Annotated in this window: 11 protein-coding genes; 1 reads left to right on the top strand and 10 read right to left on the bottom strand. The window is 46.6% G+C overall.

Annotation, left to right across the window (positions count from 1 at the left end; all coding sequences use genetic code 11):
- Position 1 precedes the first annotated feature (1 nt).
- The 8 genes from HYN51_RS05840 to cmoM all read right to left on the bottom strand — a co-directional run bounded on the left by HYN51_RS05840 (position 2) and on the right by cmoM (position 12995).
- Positions 2–1672 carry a ShlB/FhaC/HecB family hemolysin secretion/activation protein gene (locus tag HYN51_RS05840; RefSeq protein WP_108901970.1) on the bottom strand — a complete coding sequence of 557 codons (1671 nt, stop codon included), beginning with the start codon at positions 1670–1672 and terminating at the stop codon, positions 2–4.
- A 413-nt stretch (positions 1673–2085) separates the two neighbouring features.
- Complete coding sequence (locus tag HYN51_RS05835) at positions 2086–2724, bottom strand: MBL fold metallo-hydrolase (RefSeq protein ID WP_108901969.1); 639 nt, start codon at positions 2722–2724, stop codon at positions 2086–2088.
- A 143-nt stretch (positions 2725–2867) separates the two neighbouring features.
- Positions 2868–3440 carry a YcbK family protein gene (locus HYN51_RS05830; RefSeq protein ID WP_108901968.1) on the bottom strand — a complete coding sequence of 191 codons (573 nt, stop codon included), beginning with the start codon at positions 3438–3440 and terminating at the stop codon, positions 2868–2870.
- Positions 3441–3706: 266 nt separating this feature from the next.
- A complete protein-coding gene (gene ldtD / locus HYN51_RS05825; RefSeq protein ID WP_108901967.1) occupies positions 3707–5482 on the bottom strand; it encodes a L,D-transpeptidase in 1776 nt (591 codons plus the stop codon).
- A 212-nt stretch (positions 5483–5694) separates the two neighbouring features.
- The gene (gene mukB / locus HYN51_RS05820; protein ID WP_108901966.1) at positions 5695–10179 is read right to left on the bottom strand and encodes a chromosome partition protein MukB; all 4485 of its coding nucleotides are present in this window, start codon (positions 10177–10179) and stop codon (positions 5695–5697) included.
- Complete coding sequence (gene mukE / locus HYN51_RS05815) at positions 10176–10892, bottom strand: chromosome partition protein MukE (RefSeq protein ID WP_108901965.1); 717 nt, start codon at positions 10890–10892, stop codon at positions 10176–10178. The genes mukB and mukE overlap by 4 nt, the downstream gene beginning before the upstream one ends.
- Entirely contained in the window at positions 10873–12195 is a 1323-nt protein-coding gene (mukF, locus tag HYN51_RS05810) for a chromosome partition protein MukF (RefSeq protein ID WP_108901964.1), read from the bottom strand. Before mukF ends, mukE begins: the two co-directional genes overlap by 20 nt.
- Positions 12192–12995 (bottom strand): tRNA uridine 5-oxyacetic acid(34) methyltransferase CmoM, encoded by an 804-nt coding sequence (cmoM, locus tag HYN51_RS05805; protein ID WP_230514026.1) that lies wholly within the window; start codon positions 12993–12995, stop codon positions 12192–12194. Before cmoM ends, mukF begins: the two co-directional genes overlap by 4 nt.
- Before the next feature lie 162 nt (positions 12996–13157).
- Here cmoM and elyC point away from each other — a divergent pair, with 162 nt between their 5' ends.
- Positions 13158–13913 carry an envelope biogenesis factor ElyC gene (gene elyC, locus HYN51_RS05800; RefSeq protein WP_108901962.1) on the top strand — a complete coding sequence of 252 codons (756 nt, stop codon included), beginning with the start codon at positions 13158–13160 and terminating at the stop codon, positions 13911–13913.
- A gap of 70 nt (positions 13914–13983) precedes the next feature.
- Here elyC and kdsB read toward each other — a convergent pair whose 3' ends face one another.
- Complete coding sequence (kdsB, locus tag HYN51_RS05795; protein ID WP_108901961.1) at positions 13984–14736, bottom strand: 3-deoxy-manno-octulosonate cytidylyltransferase; 753 nt, start codon at positions 14734–14736, stop codon at positions 13984–13986.
- Complete coding sequence (locus HYN51_RS05790) at positions 14733–14915, bottom strand: Trm112 family protein (RefSeq protein WP_108901960.1); 183 nt, start codon at positions 14913–14915, stop codon at positions 14733–14735. Before HYN51_RS05790 ends, kdsB begins: the two co-directional genes overlap by 4 nt.
- Positions 14916–14986: the final 71 nt, after the last annotated feature.

Genomic DNA, 14986 nt, shown 5'->3' with positions numbered 1-14986 from the left:
ATTAAAACATAAGTCCAATGCGGTAATAGACGGAGTAGCGGTCAGCGTCGAGCCAGTCCGGGTACTTCAACGGTTTGGACAGCGTAAAGCTGCTGGAGACGTGGCGATTCACCGTAGACACCCCCACCGCCGCGCCCCAGAGGGTGCCGGAAGCGTATTTATCCAGACTGTCGTGTTGCAGGTAACCGCCATCGACCGCGGTCACCAGACTCACCTGCCCCATCACCGGCATGGTAAACAGAGCGGTATTCAATTCATTTCGCAGGTAGCCGCCGTTGTCTCCCGCCAGATACTGCTCTTTAAAGCCTCGAACAGAGCTTTCCCCGCCGAGGGTTAAACGTTCGCTACCGTACAGCCGGTCCGGTGTCCACTGGCCGTACAGGCTACTCAACCAGGTCACCCGTTCGGTTAACGGGAGGTAGTAACTGCCGGAGACGCTCCATTTGGCAAATTCCGCTTTGGGCGCACCGGCGAGTTTTCCTTCGTCATCTTCTGCCCCCAGCCACGGCACACCTTGACTGTACGCCGGGTTGAGCGTGGCAAAACCACCCCACAATTTTTGACCGTGGTTGACGCCAATCGTGAAGCTCGACAGTTTACGACTGCTGCTTTCCAGCAGAACCTCGTTGAGGTAATTGCGGTTAATGCGGTGCGTGACCCCGAAAGACAAGGCGGTTTTAATATCGCCGTCGCGGTACAGCGTCCAACTGCTGTTCAGTCGGTGGGTTTGGCTATCGCCGCGTGAACGCCATACATAGCCCCGGTTATCTATGCCACTCAGGTAGTCACTCCAAGAGTAGCTGTAATCAAACAGGGCGTAACCATAAGGCACGCTAAGGCTGGCCTGTAAACTTTGAGCGTCATGACTGTTGGATAAATCGCTGCTTTTAGCGCCGCTCACAAACCATTTATCGGCAATCCTCAGCAGGTTATTGCCGGTAATCGATGCGTTCATCTGCCCGGTGCCGGTACTTTTTTGCCCGCTGTTATCAAAACCCAAGGTGACATCCAGTGGGAATTCCGGCGTAGCCGCCAGATTCACCACCGATAATCCCTGCGTGCTGCCCGGTAAGATTTCAATCTGTACCGGAACGGTACGCAGGCGGTTAATCTGCTCCATGCCCTGTTCAATATCACGCAGGTTAAAGATTTTTCCTTCGAGGCCGGGAAACGCCATGCTAATGGCAGTCGTCGACTCCCCTTCCAGCAGCACGTTTTCCAGTTTGCCTTCCAGTACCCAAATATTCAGGGTGCCGGAGGAGAGGTCCTGTTCGGTTAAAAACGCCCGACTGGTAATATAGCCGCGGCTGATATACCACTCGGAAACCGCTTCGACTAATTGGGATATCTGCGAAATACCAATGCACTGGTTAATATAAGGTTGGACCAACTGGTTTTTATCGTTTTCTGAGAGTTGGGTTGTTTGGTCAATATTAATTTGAGCAATGGAAAAACACCGCCCGGATATTTCAGGCGTAGCAACTGGCGGCGCCGGTTGCAATTCCACATTGCGCTCTAAATTATCTCGCTGCTGTTGGTTTTGTAATAGGATATCGCGCTGTTGTTGTTGCGCTTCTTCTCTATCGGATGGGCTTAATGGGGCTGCATAGGCCATTTCTGGTGCCAGCATTATCCAACACGATAACACCAACAGAAAACTCCCTTTATTCATCGGTCTTGTAGTCCATTGAATTGATATAATTCCAAGATGATATTATTTTTTCTTTAATAAAACTAACTAATTAAAAATAAATATTAGAAATAATATATTTTCAGATAATAAGTTGGTGCAGAAATATTATTCAGAATTAAATTCTGAGAAATGAAGGGGGATATTTTGTGTAACAACGCAATGATTACACCTTATTAATATTGATTGCGTTCATTATTATTCAATAAGGTGCTTATATTGAAATACCACATTAAAACAAACTGACGTTATTGATAACACCACATCAAAAAAAGCGTTCGACTCTATATAGACTCGTTTATCAATTTAGCAGGAGATCCCGGCGGCAATTGCCGCCAGAAAAACATGAAGTGATATGCAGTTGTTTGCCGTCGTATACTGGATAGACAACTCTATTACGCCCGATCGGCAACAAACGGATTGGTCATTCGCTCTTCACCAAAAGTAGACATTGGCCCGTGGCCCGGAATAAATTGAACATCATTACCCAGAGGCCATAACTTATCGCGAATAGATGTAATTAATGCTTGGTAATCTCCCCGAGGGAAATCGGTTCTACCAATACCACCGGCAAATAAGACATCACCGACGGATGCTAATCGGGTAGATTCAGAGAAGAAAATAACATGACCTGGGGTATGGCCAGGCGTATGGCGAACCTGTAGTTCTACATGACCAAATTTAACGATATCGCCTTCGTCTAACCAGCGGTCTGGAACAAATGGCGTGCAATGTTCTAAACCAAAACGGGCGCTTTGCTCTAACAGCGTTTCCAGTAAAAAAGCATCATCTTTATGAGGCCCAACAATCGGCACCGTGTAACGTCGTGCCATTTTACTGGCTGCACCGACATGATCCAGATGTCCATGCGTCAATAATACTTTAACCAGTGTTAAACCCAGCTCTTCAATCGTTTTGCTTAGTATCGCAGGCTCCCCGCCAGGATCAACAATCACGGCCTGTTTCGTTTCTTCACACCACAATAATGTGCAATTTTGCTGGAAAGGTGTGACTGGAATAATTTTGTATTTCAAAGAAGCTCTCCCTCATAGCTAATATGATTACTATTTTAAGCAATAAATTATATTACCACTTCTTTCTGATTTGTTTAGCTCCCTGCATAAAATAAGGCGTCTGAGTAGACGCCTTATACATTTCATGTCGAAAATAGCCCTAATTACCAGGTTCTAACTGGCCCAGTGTCAACATGTACAAAATCACTGGATGGGTAATAGCCAACCCCTCCGGATTTCATCTGTAATGCAGCATCCCTCAGGCTTCTCAGCGGTACGCCTTCGATACGAATATCAGCCGCTTGACCTAACGTATGATAGCTATGCTTTGCTACCCCACGCTTCTGGCTACGCATATCATTATTGGAGTCTACGCTACGATAACCGCAAATAAGCTCAATTTGTTTATTACCAAACTGCTTTTGTAAATAATAGAGCTTATCGTAAAGCTGAGGATCAATGGTGGTAATTTGGTCGTTACGCCGATCGCGGAAAATATGATTTAAACGGGATAGTTCTGTTTTGTCATAGCTCTTACCGTTAAAGTAAGTTGACTGAATAGTTTCATTTGTATTGATATTCTTAACCAACAAAGTACGGGTACGTAGCGCACTCTTACCTTTTTTTGCCGTTGAGGTGCTGGAAGCAGCAAATGCCGCATCAGAAATCAGTGCCAAACCTAATGCTGCGCCACTAATAGTCAGCCATTTACGACGGTGATGATCAATTTTATCCATAATTCTATTTATACTCAGTAAAACAGGTTACAAAATAATTTCGTTACACCAATAGGCGCAGACATGAACTGATTTATGCCATATTGTTTCACTATCAATGTAGTAAGCAAAAGTGTTAATAAAACAATCGACTATTAAATTAAGCCTGTGTACAGCATAACTTTTAATGCCCCACAGTCCAGACTTTGACTGTTTCTACGGGTGCTTAAATGTAAGCACCCGTAAACACATATTATTATGACAACAGAAATAAAAGGATTACTGCATTAGCGCAATAACTTTTCTACCTGAGGTAATTCTTTAATTCCTTCTTGTGCCGCACTGTCGTATCCATAAATATCGGTACGATATTCAGGATTACCGCTATTTGACACCCAAGAGGTCATATAATAAAGCTGCACAGGGATCTCTTCTCGAATATTGGCATAAGTCGTGCTGCCGCGCTTCAGCGTGTTTTGTATTTTGTTGTCATCCCAACCCACGCCATTTAACAGAATATTAGCCAGTTCGGAGGCTTTATTAACCCGAATACAGCCTGAACTTAACGCTCTCATATTTTTGTCAAACAAGCGATGGTTAGGGGTATCATGCAAATAGATAGCATCATCATTCGGCATATTAAACTTAAAGCGTCCTAATGCATTACTCCGACCAGGAGCCTGCTGTAAGCGATAGTTTCCGCCAGCTGACCAATTAATCGTACTTGGATCAACAACGGTAGCGCCTTTACCCCAACCGGAATAGACCGTATAGCCACCGCGTTTCAGATATTCCACATCGCGCTTAGCTTTAGGCGCTAAATCTTCACGAATCAATTTAACCGGAACGTTCCACGGTGGGTTAACGACCACATTATTTAACGCACTGCTCATCAATGGTGTTTTACGTTTTACCGAGCCGACAATAACTCGGGACTCTAAAACCAATTCATTATTGACGTAGTAAAACAGCGTGTAATCTGGAATGTTAACAAAAATACCGTGACTCATATCCTTCGGTAATAAGCGTAAGCGCTGAATATTCAACGCCAAAATAGCGGCACGAGTTTGCGGTGCCATATTTAACGCTTCACGCGTGCTATCACCGATGACACCATCAGCTTCCATTCCATACATTTGCTGAAAACGTTTTACGCCATCAACCAGTTCACCGCTATATACCAGTGATACTTTTTTCTTAGATGATGAAGCCCCGCCTTCTGCTGTTGCATCATGAGAATTACCCCCTTCACCCTTGATAAAACCGCTGCGAGCCAGAATATCTCGTAGTGCAGGAACATCTTTATTGCTGCTCCCTGGACGTAAACTCTGCTTGGAAAGCGTGATTTGCGGCCATGGTTGAACATCTTCAACTAATGGCTTTAATGAATCATGCATTTTGCTATAGAAGATATTTTGCGGCGCTAAACTTTGAATAAACGCTTCTGAGTTACCATCTTTTACTGCCTGCTGCCATTGAGCGATTGCCTCAACCGAAGGGGCCGCCATTTTGTAAGCGCCATTGTTATATAACCAACGATTGCCATTAGTTTTAACACCCTCAACAAAATGCATATAGCCCAACAAAGCATCAGTCAAGATGGCATCTCTCGCCATACCGGTAATGTCAGGCTGAGTTAATAATTTCGCCCATTGCCCAAATTGAGGTTGTATACCCGCCAGCGCCATTTCGGCTAGTTGCTGTTCAAACTGTTTCTGAACTTTCTCATCTTCCCAAAGGGACTTTATTTCTGAAACGGCATAAACCGAACTCAACTCAGGCATGAACTTTAACGTTACGCCTGCTGGCAATGCTGTCATTAACGCATCGCGAGCTTGAGCAACAAGAGCTGGGTCTTGTGCAGGGACTTCAATAGCGGGTGTTTCTGCTATTGTTGCTGATTCCCCTGCCGTTGCAGTTGCTGCTTCTGCAGAAATAGTGGCTGGAGCCTGATTATTCAGGTCTTCATCAGCTGCACATCCGCCCAATGGAAATGCCATCAACGCCGTTAATGTACATTTGACCGCCAAATTTTTAATAATTTTTCGTTTTACCAACAACATCCTTTGTCCCCTGCTCTTACCAACAAATTATTGACCATTGCCACTATATGCCCCATTTGAACGTTAAAATGGCTTGATAAACATACACTCTAATTAAACATTTCTACTAAACATCCTGTATAAGTTGGCAGTCGAAAAATTGGCCGCCTCTCGGCGACCTGAACATAGATTATCTTAACGAGATAACAATTAAACAATAATCTCAGATTGTTTTATTGTAACAACTCTTCAGAAACATCTGGTTCATCACTTTTTTTCGCTTCACTTTCAACTTTAGCAGGCTCTTTATTTACTGCAAACCCTTTAAGGCCAACCACATGAACGTGTTCATGATTTTGGAATACCTTACGAACCAACTTATAGGTTGTGCCCTTTTCCGGACTAATATTTTCCGGGGCGGCAATCACCAATTGCATCTCTAAACGATCGCAAAGCTCAAACAGTGTCGCAATCGAGTTGGCATCAAGACGTGCGGCCTCATCCAGAAACAGAAGACGACATGGCGAAATATCTTTACCACGTAATCGTTTGGACTCTTCTTCCCAGCTCTGAACCACCATCACCAAAATCGACATACCGGTACCGATAGCCTCACCGGTTGATAAAGCTCCACTTTCGGCACGCAACCAACCGTCAGAGCCACGGAATACTTCCACTTCCAGCTCCAGATAGTTACGGTAGTCCAGCAACTCTTCACCAATGGTCTGCGCTGTACGCTGCCCCATATCAATATGCGGATTCAAACGCTGATAGAGTTTAGCTAAAGCTTCAGAGAAGGTTAACCGATTACTACTAAACAGATCCTGGTGTTGTTCCTGCTGTTCAGACAAGACTTCGAGTAATGTCGCATGGGCTTCACGCACATTGACATTTAAACGTACGCTTTTAACCTGACCAAAGGCAACGGCCTGTAAGCCTTGATTCAGCATACGAATACGGTTCTGCTCGCGCTGAATCGTTTTGCGGATAATGTTAGCTACGCTCTTGGAACTGATTGCCAGCTTCTGCTCGCGGGCCGTTAACTCTTCCGTCAATCGAGCCAGTTCAATCTCCATTTGTTCAATGGCTTCAACCGGATCGTCGGTACGAATAATATCCTGACGAATACGCTCCCTTAGGTGCTGATAGACCGCAATATAGAACTGAATTTTTCGCTCTGGTCGTTTAGGATCTTCCGACGCTCTGAGGACATCACGTAAATGTTCGTTATCAGAAACCGCCAAACGCAATGCACCCAATGCTTTATCCGACATTGAGCGCAGCTCTTCTGCATCCATATAAGCTAGTTCACGGCGATGTAGACGGCGTTCAACATCATTGTCTTTAACCAGTCGCATCACTAGGCACCAACCCGCTTTCGCAGTGACAACCTGTTCGCGAATCTGGTGGTATTCACGTTCTGCTTTGCGTAACCGCTTCTGTAAATTATCCATCTCGGCTTCACAGAAGGTAATTTGTTTCTCCAGTTGATTACAGCGCTGGCGATTCTGGTGCAATCCGGCATACAGCTCATCACGGCGCTGCTTGGCTCTGGCTTCCGCATTGGAATCGGCCTGAACGCCGATATCCTGCAACTCCTGCCCTAACTCTTTCAGCATATCGCGCTTGGCATCGTAAGAACTCTTGAGGGATGCGAGCACTTGATTAAATTGTGAAGCTTGGGCCTGATAAGATTTTAATTGCTCTCTGGCGCGGCTGCGTTCGGCTTCTGCCTGCTCGAGACGCTGACGTAGCTTATCGTTTAAATCGGAGTTTTCCGTCAGCATGCCGGCCGAATCGCTGTAGCTGAAATGAACTCTACGCTGTACCACTTCAGTTAACGCAAAAGCCTGTTGTTTAGCCTGACGCTGCACCGCCTGCGCCTGCGTATAGCTGGCCTGTAAATTCTCATGCTGCGTTGGGTCGCTTTGCAACACCGCCACTAATGGCTCAAGTTTGTTTAATGTGTTGCCATGCTGTTGAACATAGCGAGCGGCTTCCTGAGCCTCTTCCAGATCTTCACGAATCACGTCAACACGTTCAATCAGGGAGTCATCCCCCATCAAGTGTAACAGCGGCATGATGCGGTTTAATTGGCTAATGCTCTCTTTAGCCTGATCGATCTGTTGTTTATGCTGACGCTCCTGACCTTCATGACCATTCAGCTCACGTTCAACTTCATTACGACGAGAAGTTAACTGGCGGATCTCCGCTTCTGGGTCACTATCAAACACCACGGAAAGATGTGTGCCAACAAAACGGCTGAAACTTTGGTGCAAGCGCTGCGTTTTTTGTACGTCAAAAGAGATAGTGGCATAACGTTCTGCCAATTCCTCGCGCTCTGCACTCAGTACTTCCAGACGGTTTTCACGGGCTGCTCGACCAAATAACGGCACTTCCGGGAAACGCGAATAGCGCCACTGGCGATCGGAAACTTTAACTACTATTGCGCCAGTCAGTTCTTCCGCCTCAAAGACGCTGTCATCAAATGATTGAGGATCTCCTTCAATCAGATACAGATCTTCCGGGCAATCATCCAGAGCATCTAAATGCTCGCGTAGCAGAGAAAGGTCCGGCACGACGATACCGTGGCGGGCGGGTCCGTATAGCGCGGAGAAATAAGGCGCATCGTCCAGTACCACATCATCATAAATTTCAGATAACAATACGCCGCCAAAGCGCTCGGCTAAAGCCAGCAGACGACCATCTTCAGCTCCGCTCGGTTGACTCAGGCGTTCAATTTGCTGCTCAATCAAACTTTTTTGCTGTGATATTTGGTCGCGTTCTACGGTAGTTTCACGCTCACGCTCCAACAGGTACTGCATCTGTTCAGTAATCTGAGCGCTGTTTTCTAGGCTTTCACCACACTGCTCACCGAGCTGAGTGAGTGCATCCTGAGCAGCAATCCAGACCGGTGCTCTCTCTGATAACTGTTTGATACGACTGTTGGCTTGTTCCAGTTCCTGACGCAGAGACATTCTCTGTTCACCAAAACTGGCTGCGCCCTGAGACAGCTCTTCCAGACGCATTTCCAGCTCGCTACGAACGTCTTCCAACGCTTCCAGTTGATAGTCATGTCCGGCTTTCTTACAAAATTCTTGCAGTAAACGTTCTGCATCTTTCTGCTCGCGTAAACGCTGCTCCAGCTCTGAAAGCTGAATGCGTAATGCATTGACTCGCTCCGCCTGATGCTGCTGTGATGACCAGTCGCGTAATAGCTCTTTCGCTGTTTTCCAAGCATCCGCCCGGCTGACTTCACCAGCCATTTTACAAACCAACTGATAGGCTTCTTCAAACTGACTGTGCGCCGCATCGGCTACGCTAAGTTTTTGCTCCAGTGCTAATAATGCTTCCGTTGCCTCTTGCTCGCGGGCAGTAAAGGTATCTAACCATTCATCAGCATTATCTGCCGTCAGCTCGGGCAGTTGGCACACTTCACGAGCACGTTCCAGCGCGGTCAACGCCTGCTGGTACTGAATGGCCCGAGTTTGCTGTACGTCCAACGCTTGTTGATAGTCAGCCAACTGGCTTTTTAACTCATCAACTTCAAGTTCAGAACCTTCGGTGCGAGCCTGATATTCCGCCAGTTGTTCATTAGACTCAGCAACAACTTCATTTTGCTCTTCTAAACGGTACGTCAACTCATCCAGATCGCCTTGATAACGTTCGATCTTTTCCTGTTGGCGCATTGCCGTTTGTACTAAATTCAGATGATCGCTGGCGGCCTGATAATCCATTTCAAGATCGGTTTGCGCTCCGGACTGCTCCGTCAGCTCTCGCGCCATTTCAACATGACGATACTGCTCAGTAATCAATTGAGTCCGGCTGGTAAGCAACTCATTGCGTAGCACCAATGCCCCGTCAAGATGAACCCGTCGTTCGTTGGCGTGACGCATATAGTCAGCGGCCACATAAGAGGTTGCTTCAGAAATCAGGTGCTTAAACAGATCTCGGTCAGACTGAGTAACTCGAATAGCCTCGAGTGTCATGCGGTTTTCCCGCAGTGCGGATTCCATATCTTGGAAGGCTTTACGCACTCCGCTGTTTTCCGGCAGCAGGTAATCCCGTAAGGAACGGGTGATGGCACTGGAAATACCACCGTACAATGAAGCTTCAATCAGACGATAGAACTTACTGCGATCGGAAGAAGAGCGTAAACGCTTAGGAATAACGCCCAAATCAAACATCAGTGCATGGTAGTCAGCAATAGAGTTAAATTGCTTAAACTGAACCCCTTCAATAGCTTCAACCCGCTCTTTTAACTCAGGCAGAGGTAGGACGCGAGCCTGACGCTCACCGACTGTCTCAGTCAGAATTTGAGTCGGCTGTATCGCTGCCGGTAAACCCGAAATAGTGAAGGGTTTGATATCCACCTTCTTATCACGACCGGCAACTTGCTGTAAACGAACCCCGCAGATAACACGCTGATGTCGGGAGTTCACCACGTCTAACGTGGCATAACAAACACCGGCTTTTAACTTACCGTACAGACCTTTATCTCTGGAACCACTGGTGGCTCCCGCTTCCGTGGTATTACGGAAGTGAAGTAATGTCAGATCGGGAATCAAAGCAGTAACGAAAGCCGCCATGGTGGTGGATTTCCCTGCCCCGTTACCGCCAGAAAGTGTAGTGACTAACTCATCCAGATCAAAAGTTCGGGCAAAAAAGCCATTCCAGTTGACCAGCGTTAACGAGCGAAATTTACCGCGTTCAATCATTCCTGTTCATCCTCCGCGCTATCCGCCACGTTTTCATTATTCTGGTCATCATCAGTCAGTGACAAACTATTCTCCAGCGACATCGCCTCACCATCACGAATCATACGCAATTGCGCTTCTCTTGGATCGTCACTACTGCGAACATCCGCACCGAAACGGAAAACCGCTTCGGTAATTCGAAACTTAGTGCTGTCAGTTCCCATAAACGTCACCATGCCTAAACGGCGCAATCGGTTAAGGGACGTTCGGACTTTTTCCTGTAGTTTCTGACGGTCAAGGTCAGAACCGGTCGAACGCTGGTTGACATATTTTAATAGTTTGCTTTCATCTGCCAATGAAATCAGCTCTTCGTACAGTTCCTGACCGCTAAAGATACCTTCCTGCGCTAACCGCTCCGGGCTGAGGTAGAGATAGCAAAGAATCTTACCTACCATCATATCCAATTCGGATAGAACCGAGCGGGATATCAGCGTGGTGGAGCGAGGACGCAAATAGAAGAACCCTTCTGGCGCCCGAATTAACTCAACGTTATAGCGTTGATAAAACAGCTCCAACTCATCCTGATAATCCATCAGGAAAGCATGATTATCTAGTTCATCCGTGCCGATATGGCGACCAGAGCGCAATTGGCTATCAAGCGCCGGGAAAAGTGAATTAGCAATTGCCTGAGCCAGCTTAGCCGGCATGATTTGTTCAATATTTGTCGATGACATGGGCCTGCACCTTGGCTCCGTAATCGTTAATTGACTGCCATTCGGCAGGCAACCCGGAGAAATCAGCATCTGCCACGCCAAGTCTGACGGCCTGATCGACTAACAGTCGGGCTACGTCAAAGTGGCGGGAACGTGGGAATTGAGTCAAATAGCTACGCATGACTGCACCTAGATCCAACGGCAGGGCATCCCGTCGATAGATCTCAAGTGCCGCTTCAATATGCGCCGCTATTTGCTCTCGCATTTCGGTAAATTCTTCAAATTCTAAATCCGGTGGAAGTTCACCGGTAACCTCTTCACTACGAAGGGCCAACTCTTCGTCACGCATATCAAACAGTCGTTCGGCATTTGCGTAAGTTAGCGCCCAAGGTTGGTCAAAGTAGGTTTGTAATGATTGGCGTAAACGCTGGGAGAAGATGCGGTTTTTATCCATATCTATCGCTGTACGGATAAATTTATGGATATGGCGATCGTAGCCAATCCACAGATCGATAGCTTGCTGACCCCAACTGATAATACGATCCAGTTTAGACTGTAAGTCCAATACCAATTTATCGACAAACAGCAGTTCAGAATTGTTCATTGTGGCATCCTGAATGCGTAATAAATTGGCCTGAAGTTTATCCCCAGCGGCTTCCAACGTATCTTGCAGTTCCCGCAAGGTACCTGAAGTTTCCATCAATAAGGCTTCACAGCTCGAAATAGCAGCTCGCCAGTCTTTACCTAACAGGGCAGCGATATCATCTTTTACGTTTTGTTGCTGCTCATCCATTATGCGCTGGGTGAGATCGATACTGTCAAAGATTTCGGCAACCGAATATTTCAGCGGGGCAAATACGTTTCGGTGCCAATGGAAATCATCACCGCCCTCTTCGGCTGCTTCGGCTGCCAGGTTCAGTTCCTGAGCAACGATCGATAGCTGCATAGAGAGGCGCAGTGAAGAGAATTCACGCTGGCGAATATAATAGTCGGTAATACCAATGCCCAACGGTGTTAAACGATAGATAGCATTACCATCGGCCAGTTCACTGGTAAAACGGTTCAAAAGTCGTTGCTTCACCATGTCATTGATAGCATTGTTAGCACGCACCGCAACGGTTTCGTGAGTTTGCTCAAACCCTTTACTTACATGTCTGAATGCATCAACCAGTTCGCCTTCACTCATTTCACCATCTAACCGATCGCTATTCAGCGTGGCTATGGCTAATAAAAATGCCAGACGTTCTGTTGGTAACGACAATGAAAAATCGTTTTTACGCGCCCAGGCGACCAGTTCAGGTACAGTCTGGGAAAAATCACTCATAGTTCATCCTTTACGTTCGACTCGTTTGGCTTTTGTGCTATCACATGAATATAACGTCCCAAACTGACAAACGGCTCTTGTCGGCAATAGCGCAACTCCAGTGCCAACAAGGCAGCAAAATCCTGCTGCTGTTGTTGTTTATTCTGTGCATAATCATGAAAAACTCGGACTCCACTCTTGCCGATGGTGACCATCTGCATTTCATCTAACCAATTATAGACCTGCTGAGGTTCCAGTGGTCGGTCAGGTGACAGCGTTCGCTTTTTCTTTTTTTGCATCCCGGCTTCAATATAGCCAAAATTACCTAACGTAATATTACGAAATAACAGTGCGTTATAATTGTAAAACATCAATGATAACATGCCTGCGGGCTGCAGGCATTGGATCAGCGCTTCCAGCGTACCGCGCTGGTCCTGAACCCATTCTAAAACCGCGTGAAACAATACCAGATCTACCGGCTGTTCTAAATGATCTGATACATCCTTTGCTGCACAGTGGATAAATTGTATCTGTTGGCTCACACCTTTTTCTGCCGCGGCCAGCTCTGCTCGTTTCAGCATTTCTGCTGAGATGTCACAAAAAATCACCTGATGCCCACGCGCAGCCATCTCACAGGCCATTACCCCTTCACCACCGCCAGCATCAAGGATACGCAATGGACGCTGGGGCATGAGTGACAGCAGGTGCTCGAGATCTTGCCACAACACCGCCTGACGAATTTCGCCTTTTGTCGTGCCATAGATATTGCGGGAAAACTTCTCTGCAATATCATCAAAATTACGATCTTTGGTGGCTCTCAAATTGACTCCGCCAGACTTTATTTCCATAACTCACAAATGAGTCTCTCATTATATCAGCCTGCTATTTTGACACAGGCTGATATAGAATAAATCTTATTCATCCTGTCTGGATATTCGGATGGTGTTTTTTTATACAAAGAACACCCGTTTTTTGGAAAAGACATGCTATTTATTTTAAAAAAAATTATCGGTAACCTGCTGCTTCCTTTGTCCTTCCTGCTGCTGTTAATGGCGCTTGCACTGCTGCTACTTTGGTTTAGCCGTTGGCAAAAAAGCGCAAAAACACTGATGACGGTAAGCTGGCTTGCTTTATTGCTACTGAGTCTCCAACCAGTTGCTGACAGATTACTGATGCCGCTGGAAAATCATTATGCTACCTACCAGAAAAAGGGTCCCATCGACTATATCGTGGTTCTTGGTGGTGGCTATACTTACAATCCGGAATGGGCACCGAGCGCTAATCTTTTGTCTAACAGCTTGCCAAGAGTCACTGAAGGGGTTCGCCTTTATCGTCAACACCCTGGCGCTAAAATGATTTTTACGGGCGCTGCCGCGATTTCCAATCCTTTACCCAATGCGAAAGTCGCAGCGATGGTCGCTGAGAGCTTAGGTGTCCCTGAACAGGACATCATCATGTTGCCACAGGCCCAAGATACGATCGAAGAAGCGCAGGCGGTAGCTCAGATAGCACGGCAAAAAACGCTGTTATTGGTGACCTCTGCCAACCATCTTCCCAGAGCAATGCGTATTTTTCAGAAGGAGGGATTAAACCCTATTCCAGCGCCCGCCAATCAGTTGGCATCATTGGGGCCACTTAGCCCTTGGGAGAAAGCCTTTCCTTCCCCTATCTATTTGTCACATAGCGAACGTGCTTGGTACGAAACGTTGGGCGATTTATGGCTAACCGTCAAAGAGTAGTTTTTATTGTTTAATATGAATAAGCCGTTCGGAAGCACTCCGAACGGCTTATTCTCTACCCGAATGATCCTTACTGATGACCCAGCACTTCCCGAACGCGGGCCAAGTCTTCAGGCGTATCGACGCCAACGGAAGGTACTTCAATCGCAGCTTCAACGTGAATCTTTTCGCCGTACCATAACACTCTTAGCTGCTCTAACATTTCTATTTGCTCAAGTGGGCTTGGCGCCCAACTGATATAGCGACGAATAAATCCAGCACGGTAGGCATAAATACCTATATGGCGAAGATAGAAATCGCCGATTTCCTTCTGAGAAACGGAAAAACGTTCGCGATCCCAAGGAATCGCTGCCCTTGAAAAATAGAGCGCGTAGCCTTCGCTATTGATAACCACTTTAACCGCGTTCGGATTAAACACTTCTTCAACAGAAGTAATTGGCACCGCCAGTGTTGCCATACCGGCATCAGCACCAAGCAGATTATGAGCAACCTGACGGATAATCACTGGAGGTACTAGAGGTTCATCACCCTGAACGTTAACGATGATTTCATCATCACTGAACTGATAACGTTCGATTACCTCGGCCAAACGTTCGGTTCCGGAATTATGGTGCGGGCTGGTAAGGCAAACCTCTCCACCAGCCGCTTCTACGGCTTTTTGTACATCAATATTATCGGTTGCTACAATCACTCTAGATGCACCGGATTCCAGTGCTCTTTCCATGACGTGAACCACCATCGGTTTACCTGCGATGTCAGCCAGCGGTTTACCCGGTAGACGAGTCGAGGCGTAACGAGCAGGGATAATTGCAATAAAACTCATACTGTTTTCTCATCTAACGTCAGTTTGCGCGCTTCAGACTCAAGTAAGACGGGGATGCCGTCACGAATAGCAAAAGCTAAACCATCAATCTTACAAATCAGTTCCTGATGTTCTTTATTAAAGGTGAGTTTCCCATTACAAACCGGGCAAGCAATGATTTCCAGCAAACGATGATCCATGCACGACCTCTATTATCGGACGAGTAACATAACTTTATGATGGGCAAGAATATCATATTTCACCCGAGGAT

This window comes from Limnobaculum parvum (assembly GCF_003096015.2).
GTDB lineage: Bacteria > Pseudomonadota > Gammaproteobacteria > Enterobacterales > Enterobacteriaceae > Limnobaculum > Limnobaculum parvum.
The sequence above is the reverse complement of the archived record's forward strand: the minus strand, read 5'-3'. Positions and strand labels throughout refer to the sequence as shown.